Origin of the sequence: Pseudoflavitalea sp. G-6-1-2 (genome assembly GCF_012927185.1) — a bacterium.
Classification (GTDB): domain Bacteria; phylum Bacteroidota; class Bacteroidia; order Chitinophagales; family Chitinophagaceae; genus Pseudobacter.
The window spans coordinates 1550319-1566271 of record NZ_JABBGB010000001.1; the positions used below are offsets into that span (position 1 = coordinate 1550319).

Annotated in this window: 8 protein-coding genes; 6 read left to right on the forward strand and 2 right to left on the reverse strand. The window is 47.3% G+C overall.

Features of this window, described 5'->3' with window-relative positions; translation table 11 throughout:
- The first annotated feature begins 55 nt into the window (after positions 1 to 55).
- From HHL16_RS06470 to HHL16_RS06485, 4 genes are all read left to right on the forward strand, one after another.
- Positions 56 to 544 (forward strand): hypothetical protein, encoded by a 489-nt coding sequence (locus HHL16_RS06470; RefSeq protein WP_169424311.1) that lies wholly within the window; start codon positions 56 to 58, stop codon positions 542 to 544.
- A gap of 10 nt (positions 545 to 554) precedes the next feature.
- A complete protein-coding gene (locus HHL16_RS06475) occupies positions 555 to 4991 on the forward strand; it encodes a T9SS type A sorting domain-containing protein (protein ID WP_169424312.1) in 4437 nt (1478 codons plus the stop codon).
- Positions 4992 to 5160: 169 nt separating this feature from the next.
- The gene (locus tag HHL16_RS06480; protein WP_169424313.1) at positions 5161 to 6930 is read left to right on the forward strand and encodes a hypothetical protein; all 1770 of its coding nucleotides are present in this window, start codon (positions 5161 to 5163) and stop codon (positions 6928 to 6930) included.
- 233 nt (positions 6931 to 7163) lie between these two features.
- Positions 7164 to 11939, forward strand: coding sequence for a choice-of-anchor Q domain-containing protein (locus HHL16_RS06485; protein ID WP_169424314.1), 4776 nt, complete (start codon positions 7164 to 7166; stop codon positions 11937 to 11939).
- A 24-nt stretch (positions 11940 to 11963) separates the two neighbouring features.
- Here the strand turns inward: HHL16_RS06485 and HHL16_RS06490 are convergent, their stop codons facing one another.
- Positions 11964 to 12944 carry a lipid A deacylase LpxR family protein gene (locus HHL16_RS06490; RefSeq protein WP_169424315.1) on the reverse strand — a complete coding sequence of 327 codons (981 nt, stop codon included), beginning with the start codon at positions 12942 to 12944 and terminating at the stop codon, positions 11964 to 11966.
- 65 nt (positions 12945 to 13009) lie between these two features.
- Positions 13010 to 14119: a 4-hydroxythreonine-4-phosphate dehydrogenase PdxA gene (gene pdxA / locus HHL16_RS06495; RefSeq protein WP_169424316.1), complete on the reverse strand. Its 1110-nt coding sequence runs from the start codon at positions 14117 to 14119 to the stop codon at positions 13010 to 13012.
- Between the two features lie 42 nt (positions 14120 to 14161).
- Here pdxA and rsmA point away from each other — a divergent pair, with 42 nt between their 5' ends.
- Both rsmA and HHL16_RS06505 read left to right on the forward strand, forming a co-directional pair.
- Complete coding sequence (rsmA, locus tag HHL16_RS06500; protein ID WP_169424317.1) at positions 14162 to 14914, forward strand: 16S rRNA (adenine(1518)-N(6)/adenine(1519)-N(6))-dimethyltransferase RsmA; 753 nt, start codon at positions 14162 to 14164, stop codon at positions 14912 to 14914.
- Between the two features lies 1 nt (position 14915).
- A complete protein-coding gene (locus HHL16_RS06505; RefSeq protein ID WP_169424318.1) occupies positions 14916 to 15839 on the forward strand; it encodes an NAD(P)-dependent oxidoreductase in 924 nt (307 codons plus the stop codon).
- Positions 15840 to 15953 lie beyond the last annotated feature (114 nt).

Here is a 15953-nt window from a genome sequence, read left to right on the forward strand (position 1 = left end):
TTTATTTACTATACCCGTTTGCTAGTCTGTACCTTAAACCCTTTTCGAAAACCCAATGTTTCCAAATCCTAAGAAAGCCCTTTGCGCTTTATGGGTTTCTATGCTCATATGCTTCAAAGGCTTTAGCCACACCCCAGGTTTTTGCCAGATGGGTAGTAATATCGATCAGAATTACTACCGGTGCAGCTGGCATGCGAACACCGGTAATGCCGACAAGGCAACCGGAAGTTTGGCAACGATTCATTTCGTTACAGTACGCCATGATGGCGGAGCTATTGCTATTGCAAAGCTTTCTGCTGCTGTTACCGATCAATCCCCAATTATTCTTTCCAACAATATTTGTGGTTCGCTTACCCCTGCGAATCATAAAACAGTGTTCTTATCTCCACTCGTTTCAGGGCCTGAAACGAAAGCAAACACTGTGACCATACCATCAGGAACCTATGTAATGCAACTCAAATGTGCAGAGCAATATCGTTGCTGCACAACGGATTTTATTCCAGCATTGAACAGTTATGAAGAACGGTTACCCTTTAACGCCTAAACCGATGAGCATGAAAGAAACTTTACTAAAACAGATCGTAAAATGGTTCCTGATACCGGCACTGATGGCAGTTTCTGCCAACGCCGCTATGTCACAGAGTGCAACCGTTAGCCGCCCGTTTGCAATTGGTACGGGTACATGTAATGTTGCAGGCAGTTTGCTTCACTATTACTCGTATAATCCGAATGCTAACACGTTGCAGAGTACGCCGAACCTGGATTGTTTCGCGAAATTGGCTGATGCTTCGGGTGCAGCTATTTCGTTTTCGGCAAATAATGCAAGTGTTGCATACAACCCGAAAGATCAAAAAGTGTATTATCTCTGGCTGGATAATTCAAATACAACTAATGTGTGGAGCTGGCCGGTAGGCACTTGCCCAAGTTCAACATCTTCGAGGCCGAGACCGATCGCTTCTTTCCCTTCCGACATTCTTGCTGTAACATTTGATGCGGATGGCAATGGATGGGTAATAGAATTTACAGGCTCAAGTCCAATTAAAGCCTGGCTCCGTAAGGTTGATTTTGCTACCGGAACAATAGGAGCGGCTGATGAGTTGCAACTGACAGGAGGCGCAACAATCACCAACTCAAGTGCAAAAGACATTACCATTTCTCCCAGTGGTCAGATGTTTTTTGTGGTGAACAATAAATTGTTTACGCCTGACTATAAAAGTTATGCAGGCACAGGAAAGAAGCTAACCTGTACTTATATCGGGCCTGTTAATGCAAGCGGCGATGTTGTAGGGCTTACTTATTCTGATGGAGAAATGGTGGCAGCATGGAACGGAACCGGATGCCCATTCTATGAGATCAACCCGCTGACCGGAGTTAAAAATACTGTTACAAAAACCGGTAGCATTAAACACGCAGCGAATGACCTGGCAACAGTAGCCAGTGGTATTGGTACAGCAAAAGAGTTGTCGAGTCTTACACCAACAGGAGTGGCCAATCAGTATACTGTTACGTATGATGTATATGTACATAACTATGGAAACTATCCGTTGGATAGCGTTGTGATTACAGATAATCTTGCTAATATCAATGGAGCAGCAAATGTGAGCGGTGTGAGTGTTCAGTTTCTTTCAAATCCTGATGGGCTCACATTGAACCCCGGTTTCAATGGTGTATCCAATATTAAGTTGATCGATTTAGCCAATTTAAAAGCATGGCCTGTAGCTAAAAGCAGCTTCTCTGTAAGAATTACCTGCACTTTGTCCAATATTCAACCGGGCGTAATTTATAAGAACAGCGCCAAAGCAGCAGGTAAGGGCTTTGAAGGTCAGGTGGTAATTGATTCATCTACCAACGGAAATGAACCAGACCCTAACTTCAACGATAAGCCGGATGATATTGGTGAGAATCAGCCAACACCACTGCTGATTGCTGTAACTGCTACAACCCCTCCCTGTACTTCATTGCAACGTGTGCTTTATACAGAAACATTCGGCACAGGAGCCACCACCATAACTTTCCCCGGACCCAATACAGTTGGAACTGATTATGTTGGTAACATCACTCAACCACTGGGCGTAGACAGATACATGCTGACATCCAGCCCATACAATGGTGATAACGGACGATGGCTTGTAATGGGTGACCATACAACAGGTTCCGGACGAATGATGATTGTGAATGCTGATGCCGATTCGAAAGTATTCTTCAAGGATACTGTTTCCGGACTCTGTGCAGGTCAGCAATACTCCATGTTCTTTTTCGCTTCCTACATCGGAAACCCGGCATATAAAACTATCTGTGATGGGTTCGGCGGAACCAAATTTCCGCGAGTGATGATGACCATCCGCGATGCGGCAACCGGTCTTGTGATTACCCAGATCTCTACCGACTATATCACCAATAACGGCACCTGGCAGCAATACGGCCTCAAATGGGTAATGCCTTCTGGTTACTCCAATATTGTGTTTGAGCTTGCCAACAATGCACAGGGTGGTTGCGGAAACGATATCGCTATCGATGATATCAGTTTCGGATCCTGCGACCCTATGCCTACTGTATCTGCTGCTGTTCCTACCGCAGGTTGTATCGGTGGCATCACTACACTCCGCGCTATTCCTATGGATCCGGCAGTAATTCCCGGACCTAAAGAATACCAATGGCAGATCAGCAATGATGGTGTTACAGGCTGGACTAACCTCGGCTCCGTAACTACCAATCAGGATTATACTATCAATCCGCTGGCTGTTGCCAATACCAACAAATACTATCGTGTGATCATGGCTGCTCAGGGCAATTTCGGTTCTGCTCCATGCCGCGATACTTCTGATGGATTCAGACTGCTGGCCAAAACGCCTCCAACAGCTCCCACTGCTGCTGCGAAGAACAAATTGCGCATTTGTCCTGGTGACGCTGTAACGCTTCGTGTTACCGGCGGTACACTCGGCAGCAATGGCGTGTACACCTGGTATGCAGGTGGATGCGGAACCGGTACCGCAGTAGGAACCGGCGCAACCATCACCGTAAACCCAACTGTTACCACTACTTATTATGTAAGGATAGAAGACGATTGTACAGTTACCTCCTGTGTTAGTGTAGCCGTTACTGTTAGCTGTGATATCGATCTCGATGATGATGGTATTATCGATAGCGACGAACTCGGCGGCCTCGATCCGATGCTCGACGACGATTTCGATGGTATCGAAAACTATAAAGACAATAACACACCCGGTTTCGTGGATGCCAATGGCGACAACGTAGACGACCGCTACGACTTCGATCGCGATGGAGTTATCAATTGCTTCGATCTCGACAGTGATAACGACGGCATCCCCGATGTAGTGGAAGCAGGCGGTGTAGATGCAAACGGTGATGGCAAAATCGATAACTACACCGATACCGATAATGATGGCCTGTCTCAGAACGTAGACAAAGCAGTTGGTGTAGCCGGTTCACTCGGTCTCGGTATTCCGGATTTCGATGGAGACGGCATCCCCAATATGTTTGATCTCGACAGCGACAACGACGGTATCCCCGATATCCGCGAAGTGCTAGGCGCAGACAGCAACAACGACGGAAAGGTAGATGCAACAACAGATGTTGATAAAGATGGTCTGATGGATATCTACGATCAGGATACCAATAACGATGGTGTGATGGATGCCGCTCCGAAAGCGCTGCTGCGCACCGGTGCAGATACAAACAGCGACGGAAAGCCCGAAACTTATCCATTCAAGAACCTTGATAAAGATGCGAAGCCTAACCCTTATGATCTCGACAGTGATGGCGACGGTATCCCCGATGTTGTTGAAGCAGGATTCCCCGATGCAGATCATAATGCCCTTTCCGATGGTGCACGCGGTGCCGTTACCGGATGGAGCACTGCCATCGATGGAATGGCTGGCCCGCTGGTGTTCCGCAATTCCGATACAGACCCGGCAGGCGCTACCAACCCCGACTTCCTCGACATCGATTCAGACAACGACGGTATTCCGGATAACGTAGAAGGACTGCCTACCACCAACTATCGTTTGCCTACCAACACCGATACAGATGGTGATGGTATCGACAATGCCTATGATAGTCCGGGTAACGCATTCGGCGGAGCCGGTATAGAACCTTTCGATAAAGATGGAGATGGTACACCCGACTGCAGAGACCTCGATTCTGACAACGATACTGTACCTGATGTTGTAGAAGGGAACGACTTCAACAACAACCATAAAGCAGATGATGATGTAACGCTCACCAACAGCGATGCCGATGGTGATGGACTCGATGATAAATTTGATGCAGACAATACAAGTGCGAGAGGTACATCCAGATACATGGGTGTTGCCGGATCTCTCTCTGGAGATGCTTCTCCGGGAAGCCGCACAATGTTGCAATCTACTTACACTCCGCAACCGGACCGCGATTGGCGTTATATCGGATCTACACTCAATGTGAACTTCCTCAGCTTCACTGCTAACCGTCAGGGTGAAACCGTGAAACTCTACTGGAGCATCACTTCCGACAAACCGGTAGCTCATTTCATTGTGGAACGCAGTTCAGATGGAAGAAACTTCACCAGCATCGGAACAGTTGCTGCGGCAGCTGATCTCAGCAGACCAAGTTCTTACAACTACAGCGATAATATCAGCAATGCAAATGGCAGAGTTATTTACTATCGCATCACGGCTGTAAGTCCGGTGGCAGCACCGAAATCTACACAGGTGATCAGCGTGAAACGTCAGGCTGTAGGTAGCCTGTCGCTGAATCCGAATCCAGCATCGACCAACGTAAGCATCAGCCTTGGTGTGCAGCGCGATGGTGTAGTGGAGATCCGTGTACTGGATGCCACAGGCCGTGTGGTGCTGCAACAACAACAGCAGGTGTATGCAGGAAGCAACAACTTCCAGCTGCAGGGTGTTGAGAAATTGGCAGACGGCTTGTATAATGTGATGGTGAAAACTGGTGATGATATTCATTACAGGAAGCTGATAAAACAACGATAACCATTATTCATAGTTCCCGTGAAAAGGGTGTCTCAATAACAGCGAGACACCCTTTTTTTATTGCTGTCAGTTGCTTCTACTGCTGACTTGTTTGTTTTCATTACTTTTAGTTTTCAACAACCTCTGGAATTTATTGGGCGCCACTGCTGAAAAAACTGTTTGCATTTGTTTGAGATGGCTGGTGATGATCATCATTACCAGCGTCGGTTGTCCGTTTACGCAGGCGCAATCTTTCAATACTCAGGAGCTGATCAGCATCATGGCATCGGACCATGCCGGTCATGCGCAGGAAGAAGTGGCCAAAATTCCGGTAAGCGGATCATCAGAACCTTTCCTTTTCGATACGTTATTGCCGGCTGCCATTGCATATCAGCAAAAGCACCCGAGCCGGATATTGCAGATACATATCCTGCGCCTTCAGGCGAATGCTGCATCGAATTACCGGAACTTCGATCCCGTCCGGCGCATACAACCAGCGTCGATAATTTGCCTCGAAGAAGCGGTAAGGCTTTGTTATGAAGAAAAAAATGATGTATTGCTGGCAGAGGTTTTCTTCGATCTGGCGGAGCTCTACAATCTCTACGGCAGGTTTGAGGAATACATGATCATGCTCTCCAGAGCATTCGATATTAGCAGTCGCCTCGAAGCAGGTACTTTCCCTTTATCGCTCCGCTACAATAAATATGGAGGCATGTGCAAAGCAGCTTACTACCTGCACAGTTATGCGGAGGCCATTCAATATGGGCGGCTGGCATTGGCTTCGAAGCCATCTTCCGGAGATACTGAAAATGATATAGGAGAGATTTACCTGCTCGATCTCATCGGCGCATCGCATAAGAAACTGAATCAGCCAGACAGCTCCATTAGTTGCTATGAACAACTGCTGGCAAAACTGCCTCCATTTACCAATCGCCGCGATTTTCATGTTTTGTGGACTGCTATCGCCAATGGCAATATCGGAGAAAACAAAGTGTATAAAGGCGACTATGCAGCTGCACAACCGATGCTGGATCAATGGTTGCAAAGCGCTCTGGAGTTTAGGGATGATTTCAATGCCAGCCTTGCCCGCAATGCATTGGCAGCGCTTGATTTTCATACAAAGCGCTTCGACGCTGCATTGGAAAGCTGGAAACAAAATTTCCGATGGGCAGTAAACGTACGCAACAATGAGTATGCATTCAATGCTGCTAAAGGCATGGCAGAGATATATCGCCTGAAAAAAATACCAGACAGCGCCTACCATTATCTCGAACAGGCGGCTTTGTTCAACGATAGCCTTCAGTCGTTTATCAGTCAATCGGGCCTGCAATCGGTAAAGGCCAACGTTAAACTCGATGAACTTCAGTACTCTCTCGAAAAATCAACCTTGCTGCTCAGAGAAGAAAAACAACAGAAATTGCAGATACTGGTAACAGTTGCTTTGCTGGCCATTATCGGCTTGTTACTGTACAACAGAAAGCGACTGCAAATGCGCAGCAAACTGCAGCAAACCCGCGAACGGCAACTGGCAGCAGAGCGGGAAACCAATGAAGCCAGAAATCAGGTGGATGAATTTATTCAGCGTCTCAAAGAAAAAAACGACCTGATCGAATCTCTGAAACTAAATCTCACAGCAGCGGAAAGCCTGAAAGAACGGCAGGATATTTACGATCATCTCTCCAGTTACACCCTGATGACGGACACCGAGTGGATAATCTTCAAAGATCGTTTTACCAGAGTGCATCCCTCATTCTTCTCCAATATAGCAACCCGTTTTTCCAAAATCACTCCTTCGGAAGAACGCATGGTTACCCTCATTTTTCTTGGATTGAACAAATTGCAGATCAGCAATGCCCTTGGCATCAGTCCGGATAGCGTTACCCGTTCGAGGCATCGCCTGAGACAGAAGCTCGGACTGGCAAAAGACGACAGTCTGGAAGAAATAATACTAAGCTGCTGATTATAAGTTTGATAAACATTGTTGTTATTTCATCTATTACTGCAATAATCAATTTGTCTGGATTTTGTCTGCTTGCTTTTTGTCAATGCTGCAACCCACTAACGTATCATTGTACCCGAATTATCACCCACTCAGATTATCGATCAGCTTCCTCTCTGTAAGGACCTTTTTATGCCTGGGGTCTGAATTGCTGATGTCAGCTATTTCCGGGTTCAACTGTAAACCACTGTAAAATGAAAGGATTTTTTACCCTTCTTGCCTCGCTGTTAATTGTACAATGCAGTTTCAGCCAAACCGTCATGTATGTAAATGAAGCTGCCGCCGGCAGCAATAATGGAACCAGCTGGGCAAATGCCTACCGTCAATTAAGTGAGGCCTTCCAGACAATCCGGGACAATCCTTCCACCAACTACGAGATCAGGATCGCTTCCGGTACTTATTATCCAACAGGCATACAAACTGCTACCAACCGGGACTCCACTTTCTTACTAACCAGAGGCGGCGTTAAGATCTATGGTGGATACAATGCAACAACCGGTATCAGAAAGCTCTCCGAAAATGCTACCATCCTCAGTGGAAACATCGGGGCATTGGGCGCCAACACCGATAACAGTTACCACGTGATGGTGGTGATAGGGCTGCCTGCAAATGCCGACAGTGTGGTGATCGATGGAGTTACCATTACGGGCGCCAATGCCAATGGCTCCGCCAACTTTACTTACAATGGCATTGCCACTTCGCAGGTGAGTGGAGGAGGTATCAGGTTTCGCAATAATAATGGTCTAACTAAAATAGCGGTGCGCAACAGTTTCATTTACGATAACCGGGTGAATTATGCCGGAGCAGGGATTCTGAATGAAGTATCACCGATAGAACTGATGAACTGCGTTTTTGCTAACAATGAAAGCCTCAATATGGGAGGTGCGCTATTCAACAATGGCTCCAATGCACGCGTAATTAACTGCAGCTTCAGCAACAACAAAGCCACGAACAATGGCAGCACTGTTCACAATGATAACGCTTCGGTAGTGGCGATCAATAACAGCATCCTTTGGGGAAATTCCGGAGGCGGCAGCAGGGTTACAAGCTTAGCCGGATCTGCTGTTACTATGTTCTACTGCATTGTGGAAGGAGGAAGTACAACAAATAACAACAGCAATAGCGATCCGCAATTCGTTAATGCCACAGATGCGGATGGAGCAGATAATCTTTTTGGCACAGCAGACGATGGTCTGATGCTGAAGAATTGCAGTCCGGCTTTCAATACAGGAGACAATAATGCTATTCCTTCGGGATCCAATACAGATATAACCGGTGCTGCGCGTATATTGCAAACCATTGTTGACAGAGGCGCTTATGAGTCGGCACAGGCAAACAGATTATATGTGAGAGCAGGCAGCGCTGCCGGCGCAGATGGGAAATCGTGGGCAACTGCTTTCAATAACCTGGAAGATGCACTGGTGGCGGCCCGCAGCTGTGCTGTGATCGAAGAGATCTGGGTTGCAGCAGGCACTTATATTCCTTCGCGTGATCCATTCGGGAATGCAACTCCGGCTGACGCCCGCGACAAAACTTTTTATCTGAGAAGCGGACTGAAGATCTATGGCGGATTTCCTGCAACGGGTGATCCCGCAATGAACGACAGAAATCCCGGTCGCAATACAACAATCTTCAGTGGCAATATCGGCAATGCTGCTGATTCAAAAGATAACTGCTACCATGTTGTACTTACAATCAGCGATAACAACGCAACGCTGATAGATGGCGTTACCATCCGAGATGGATACAACGATCTTAACAACAACGGAAGCATTACTGTAGAAACCCTTCCTATCAACAGATATTCAGGTGCGGGCATTTACAGCCTGTTCTCTTCCCTCAAAATACAGAACTGTATATTTACTGCCGATACGGCTATGAATGGCGGAGCAATCTATAATTTCGGTTCACCGGAAATTACAAACTGTGTGTTTGCCGGAAACAGAGGTGATGTTGGTGGTGCGATGTATAATGTAGGCAATACTAATACTCATTCCATTCCCGTTATTTCCAACTGCACATTCGTGAACAATTCTATCAAGCAAAACGGATTGGGCAGCGGCGCCTATTTCAATCAGTATGCCGGAGGGAATATCCGTAATTCCATCTTCTTCAATAAACCTACACTCAGTTCTACCGATGGTGGCCGGGAAGAAATCTATAAAGAGAATACTGTTACACGTCCACTGTATGTAAGCTACTCCAATGTAAGAGACTATGCAGCTGCTACCTCTTTAAGCATTGAATGGGGAAGCGGCATCAGCACTGCAAATGCCGGATTCGAGAATATTTCAAATATGACCGGTTTGGATAATGTACTGGGCACAGAAGATGATGGACTGCGATTATCGTCATGCAGTCCCTGCATCAGTGCCGGAAACAATGATTCTATTCCGGCAGGAAACATCACCGACATTCGTTTTGAACAAAGGATCTTCAATGGTACTATCGATCTGGGTGCTTATGAATATCAACTGATGCCGGCCAGCGGTACTGCCTTGTATGTAGACAGCACCAATGGCAACGATTACGCAAACAACGGATACAGCTGGGCTTTTGCTTTCAAGACATTGTCTCATGCGCTCAATTATGCACAGTTCAACAGTTGTGCAGCAGGCACCATAACGCAGATACACGTTGCCAAAGGAACTTATTATCCAACACAGAACAACCATCAGGATTCTTCTTTCGTCCTCAATAGCAATAACCTTGCATTGCTCGGCGGATATCCTGCCGGTGGAGGAATCAGAAACGCAGCAAATAATCCTGTGATATTAAGCGGTAATATCGGCAACGTAAATAATGTTGGCGATAACAGTTACCATGTAATGATCATTTCTCCGTTGTTGTACACCGGGGTTACCAATATCGATAACGTGGTAGTGGATGGTTTCACTTTTGCTGATGGCAATGCCGGTGCAGGAAGCATCATGGCAAACGGGCTGCCCAGATATTCCGGTGGCGCCATATTTATCACCAGCAAATTATCTGAACTCAATTGCACGCCAACGATCCGCAATTGCAGGTTCATCAATAACCGAACCAGCGTAGCTGCTAATGGTGGCGCTATCTGGTACGATGGCGTCTCGGCAGGCAGCAACAAACTGATCATCGACTCCTGTTACTTTGAAAACAATACATCCTGGCATATGGGTGGCGCTGTAGGCATTATTCAGGAAGGCGCTGCAGCATATCCTATCACAGGTCTTTATGCTGTGCAGATTTCCAACAGCATTTTTAAGAATAATCTTACAGATAACCGGGGGCAGGGAGGAACGAGAGCTGGTGCAGGTGGCGCCATCTCTGCATTTGGGCCTGGTGAGCTGGTGGTGGAGCGATGCCAGTTCAGCAACAATATTGCTGAAAGATTTCAGCCAGTATTTGGTTCACCCAATCCGGGACTGGGACAGGGTTCTGTACTCGCTGCATTTGCAAAAGCCAAAGTGAAATTGCTGCAATGTTCGGGATACAATCTCACCGGAAAAGATTCGGCCATGATCTACAACAACGGATCCGAAATTGAAAGCCATCTGAGCAGTTTCTATCAGCAAACAGGTAATCTGTTTGCAACTGAAGGAACCAATACGGTGAGCACATTGCGCAATACCATTGCCTGGAACAGTCAGGCAACGGCAGTGCCATTGTTGATACGAGCTGGGACAGGCCAGTTCAATGTTGACAACTCATTGCTCACAAGGCTCAACATCTCTAATATCGCAGGTACAAACAATATTGCCGGTGATCCGCTCTTCAAAAATGTATCGCTGGGTGATCTGCATTTGCTTGGTTGCAGTCCGGCTATCAATGCAGGAAATACCGCAACTATTCCTTCAGGCATTACTGCGGATTTCGATCAGTTGCCACGCATTCAGCATGGCACAGTCGACATCGGAGCATTTGAAGCAAACAGTCTTACCAGCAATGCAGCTGCTTTGCAACAGGTAAATGCAACTGCCACAGCATGGCAGTTGAAAGATGATACAACTTTTTACAATCCCGATTGCAATGCCATTATCGCAAGTGTATCCGGGACCAATACTGCGGCATCCATCACCGGAAATACTACGGCGAAAGTTTGGATAGAAGCTGCACAGCCGCCGCACTTTGTGAAAAGACATTTCGAGATAACGCCGGATAATAATGCAGCTGCTGCAACCGGAAGAGTAACCCTGTATTTTACACAGCAGGATTTCAATGAGTTCAATGCAGTGAATACAGTGAAGCTGCCGGTTGGTCCGGCAGACAATGCCGGCAAATCGAATCTGCTGATAGAGAAACGTCCCGGTGTAAGCAATGATGGGACCGGACTGCCAGCCACTTACAGCGGCACGCCGCTCACCATCGATCCCACAGATGCGGATATTCAGTGGAATGCCACAGCAGGCCGATGGGAACTGAGTTTCAGCGTAACAGGGTTCAGCGGTTTCTTTGTAAAAACTCAAAGTGTAACACTGCCATTGAAGCTGGTGGGTTTTACCGGCACAAGGCAAAACCCGGTGAGCAAATTGCAGTGGGAAACGAGGGATGAACAAAATGCAAAACATTTCGAACTGGAGCGGAAAATAAATGATCAGTCGTTTGAGCCGGTTGCTATGATAAAAGCGCTTAATGGTAACAGTCAGTTATATGCTTACAACGATACCATACGCTTCAATGGCCTGATCTATTACCGGTTGAAAATGGTAGATGTGGATGGCAAGTTCACCTACAGCGATATCGTAAGGCTGCGGGATACCCAGGCGGATTTTGTACAACTCAAACCGAACCCCGCTACCTCATGGATCATCATTGATTTTTATGAATCCTCTCTGCTGAATACCGAAGCAGTAATTGCCAACACACAGGGAGCAGTAATGAAAAAAATAAGAATCAGTGCAAGGCCACAAAAGGTAGAGCTGAATGGATTGGCGGCCGGTGTGTATTTCATCCGCTTTGCGAATGGAGAAGTACTGCGGTTCGTGAAACTGTAACAATTCAAATGAGGATGTTATAGTTCACCAGTTGAAGTAAAGCGTGATATTGCCTACTTCGTGACTGCTCAGCCCTTTGATCCATGGCGAAAAAACTTTCTGTGTAAATGAAATGCCGAAGTTGCCATGTGAGAGCACGATGCCATAATCCAGTGTAGCTGTAAGCCGGTTGATATCCGGAGAGATCTTTTTGTCTTTTTTCAATATGATGCCTCCCTGCAGCAATGCATTGTAGGCTATAAACTGGGCCGCTGGCCGGGCGAATACATACGCCTGCCAGCGGCCTCTTGCATTCGATCTGGCAGGTGTGCTGGTATGAGCCATCAGGCCTGTAAACCAAGATTTCATTTTTCCCGCGCGCAGCACCACATAGGCTTCCAGCGCATTCGTCATGGAACCAGCATACACGCGACCACCTCCGATTATTTCTGCCCATTCAAAACCGTTGAGTTGCTTCTCTGCTGTTACATCGATATTCAGGAGGATATCATTCGGCAACTGATTATCCCACCCTTTCGGTTGCTGGGTACCGGTAAGGCGATGTACGAACTCCTGTATTTCTCTCGCTCCGGATGCCTCTCCCAGCATGCCTGCCATGAAGCGGCTATGGATGGCATACTTCTTTTCGGGGTTGTAAGACCAGGAAGAGAAATGCCCCAATACTGCCCCAGCATAAGGAAAATCGTTATTGATCGGCTGCTCCAGTTTAGTGTTGTTAGGCGTAAACATGAGATGCAGGAGACCCACTCCGTAAATGTTCACGGAATTGGGGCCGGCTTTGGGCGCCCATCTTTCCAGAAAGAAACCGGGTTGCTTCTTCGCGTATCTGTAATCGATGAAAGTGCCTGCTGTATAGGCTTTGTCCGTTCCCTGCCCGCGGATATTGATGAAGTCTTCGTCAACGGACAGCCGAAACTGATGGCGGTAATCATCCGGGGATTGTGCACGCAGCATCGTGCTGCTGATGATGATCAGAAATGATAAGTAATAGCGCCTGCTTTTCATCCTTAACCTTTGAAAGTGCCGGTTGAAAAATCATGCCAGGGGAATGGACGATAAAAACTGTGGAATTAGATTTCGCGCTTGCTGGTGAGATCCATGTCGATCTTTTCATCCACTGCATTCGCAAGAATCTGATTCGTCATCTTCTTCAGCGGATTGCGATGGTTCTCTGCATACTCGTCGCGCTGCGTGATGATATCGATGCACTCGAAAATAGACTGGAGGAAAGAGGAATGATCAGCTTTGTTCTTGCCTGCAATATCGAATGCGGTTCCATGGTCCGGAGATGTGCGGATCGCGGGCAGGCCAGCGGTATAGTTCACGCCTTCTCCGATAGCCAGCGATTTGAAAGGGATCAGTCCCTGATCGTGATACATGGCCAGCACACCGTCGAATTTCTCGAACTGGCGGCGGGCGAAGAATGCATCCGGACTGAATGGCCCGATCACCAGCATATTGCGTTTGGCTTCTTTGATGGCGGGTTTGATGATCTCTTCTTCTTCTTTTCCGATCAATCCTTCATCACCCGCGTGTGGGTTGAGTCCCAGTACAGCGATCTTTGGTTTGTCGATCCCGAAATCGCGCTGCAGTGAATTGTGCATGATATTGAGCTTGGAAAGAATATTCTCGCGGGTTACATATTTGGCGGCTTCGGCCAGCGGAACATGCTCGCTGAGCAGGCCTACACGGAAATTGCCGGATGTCATCAGCATCAGTACATCCTGCATGCCGAATACCTCCTTCAGATAAGGGGTATGGCCGGTGTAGTTGAATTCCGCAGACTGCACATTCTTTTTGTGAATGGGAGCGGTTACCAGTCCCTGGATCTTCTGCTCTTTCAGTGCCTGTACGGCAGCTGTGAGCGAACGGATGGCATATTTGCCGCCCACGTCGGTGAGCTGACCGGGCTGAATGTTCACATCTTCTTCCCAGCAATTGAAAATATTCACCTGCTTATGGTTGATGCGGGTGAAGTCTTTTATGTTCTGATAGTTGAAATTGCAATCAGGAATGCCCTTTTTGTAGAAGTTGAGCACCTTGTTGGAAGCGAAGATAATAGGGGTGCACATTTCCAGTACACGGTGATCTGCAAAGGTTTTGATCACTAATTCAGGACCTATCCCGTTCAGATCGCCAATTGAAATACCGATTACTGGTTTGTGTTGCGGTGCACTCATATTAAATATTTCAGGGGCCTAAATTACGTATTTTTGCAGCTCATGTATACACTTAAAAAATCACTGGGGCAGCATTTTCTGAAGGATGAGAATATCTGCCGCCAGATTGTGGACTCCTTACAGGCATATCCGTTCAGTCAGTTGCTCGAAGTGGGCCCCGGTGGCGGCGCCCTCACCAAGTACCTGATAAAGTTGCCGGAGGTGGATCTCCGCTGTGTGGAGCTCGACGATGAGAAGGTCACCTGGCTGCTGAAAACCTACCCTGCCCTGGAAGGAAAGATCATTCACAAGAGCGTACTGGATATAGATCCGCCTTTTGAAGGACCATTCACCGTAGTGGGCAATTTCCCATACAATATTTCTACTGAGATACTTTTTAAAGTGCTTGCCTGGAAAGATCAGATCCAGACCATGGTAGGCATGTTTCAGAAAGAAGTGGCGCAGCGCGTAGCAGCCAAAGAAGGCAGTAAAGTATATGGAGTAACTTCCGTGCTGATGCAGGCGCACTTTCAGGTGGACTATCTTTTCGAGGTGGATGAAGAGGCTTTCAATCCTCCCCCAAAAGTAAAAAGTGCCGTAATCAGAATGAAGCCGCTGGAGCAGCCCGTGCCCACCCGCAGCGACAAACATCTTGCCCTGCTGGTAAAAACTGCGTTTCAGCAAAGAAGAAAAACACTGCGCAATGCAGTGAAATCATTGTTCGATCCGGAGAAGTTGCAGGACGATATTTTCAACAAAAGAGCAGAACAACTGTCAGTTGCTGATTTTGCAGCGCTGACCTACACAATGAGATAAGATGCAAAAAGTAATTGTAACCGCTAAGGTTCACCCATACCTCATAGATCAGCTGACAGCAAAAGGATTTCATGTAGAGTACCACACTGCCATCACTTACGATGAGCTGGCAGCGATGATACCCGATGCAACGGGGCTGATAGTAACCACCCGCCTCAGGATCGATCGCAGCATATTGGAAAAGGCAGACCAGCTGAAATGGATCGGCCGGCTCGGCAGCGGCATGGAACTGATAGATGTTCCGTTTGCAGAGAGCAAAGGTATCTTATGCGTGAGCAGCCCTGAAGGAAACCGAAACGCAGTAGCAGAGCAGGTTCTGGGCATGCTGCTCAATCTCATGAACCGCATCGGCATCAGCCAGCAGGAGGTTCGTGAAATGAAATGGATACGCGATGCCAACCGTGGAACCGAGCTCAGCGGAAAAACAGTGGGCATCATCGGATACGGAAATACCGGAAGTGCATTCGCCCGGCTGCTGGAACCATTTGGAGTAACAGTGCTGGCGCACGACAAATACAATGTAGGTTTTGCAAAAGGATACATACACGAAGCCAATGCAGAACAGATAGCGAAATATGCCGATGTGATAAGTCTTCATCTGCCACTTACAGACGAAACATTTCATTATGCCGGCGAAACGTTTTTCAGTTCACTGAAAAACAAGCCCTGGTTCATCAATGCCAGCAGGGGTAAGGTGCACGATACTTCGGCAGTGATCGAAGCACTGAAAAAAGGCCAGATTGCAGGCGCAGCACTTGATGTACTTGAAAATGAAAAGCTTGATCTCTACACAGAACCGGAGAAGCAACAGCTGCAATGGCTCACTGCCCAACCCAATGTAATAGTAACCCCGCACATTGCAGGTTACAGCCACGAAGCCTTCTATAAAATGGCTGCTGTAACGCTGGAAAAATTGAAATTGTAAGGGGGAAATCCATTATATTTGTAAGGAACATAAATAGTGCAACGCTTCAGCACCAACTGAGGCGTTGTTCTTTTTTTCTATTTTCGGAAGGAAGCAACGATGCCCTTCCTGCAA

Excerpts from the sequence above, each read along its gene's own strand:
- HHL16_RS06485 (WP_169424314.1), top strand. The coding sequence starts at position 7,164 with ATGAAAGGATTTTTTACCCTTCTTGCCTCGCTGTTAATTGTACAATGC.
- HHL16_RS06475 (WP_169424312.1), top strand. The coding sequence starts at position 555 with ATGAAAGAAACTTTACTAAAACAGATCGTAAAATGGTTCCTGATACCG.
- pdxA (WP_169424316.1), bottom strand. The coding sequence starts at position 14,119 with ATGAGTGCACCGCAACACAAACCAGTAATCGGTATTTCAATTGGCGAT.
- HHL16_RS06505 (WP_169424318.1), top strand. The coding sequence starts at position 14,916 with ATGCAAAAAGTAATTGTAACCGCTAAGGTTCACCCATACCTCATAGAT.
- rsmA (WP_169424317.1), top strand. The coding sequence starts at position 14,162 with ATGTATACACTTAAAAAATCACTGGGGCAGCATTTTCTGAAGGATGAG.
- HHL16_RS06490 (WP_169424315.1), bottom strand. The coding sequence starts at position 12,944 with ATGAAAAGCAGGCGCTATTACTTATCATTTCTGATCATCATCAGCAGC.
- HHL16_RS06470 (WP_169424311.1), top strand. The coding sequence starts at position 56 with ATGTTTCCAAATCCTAAGAAAGCCCTTTGCGCTTTATGGGTTTCTATG.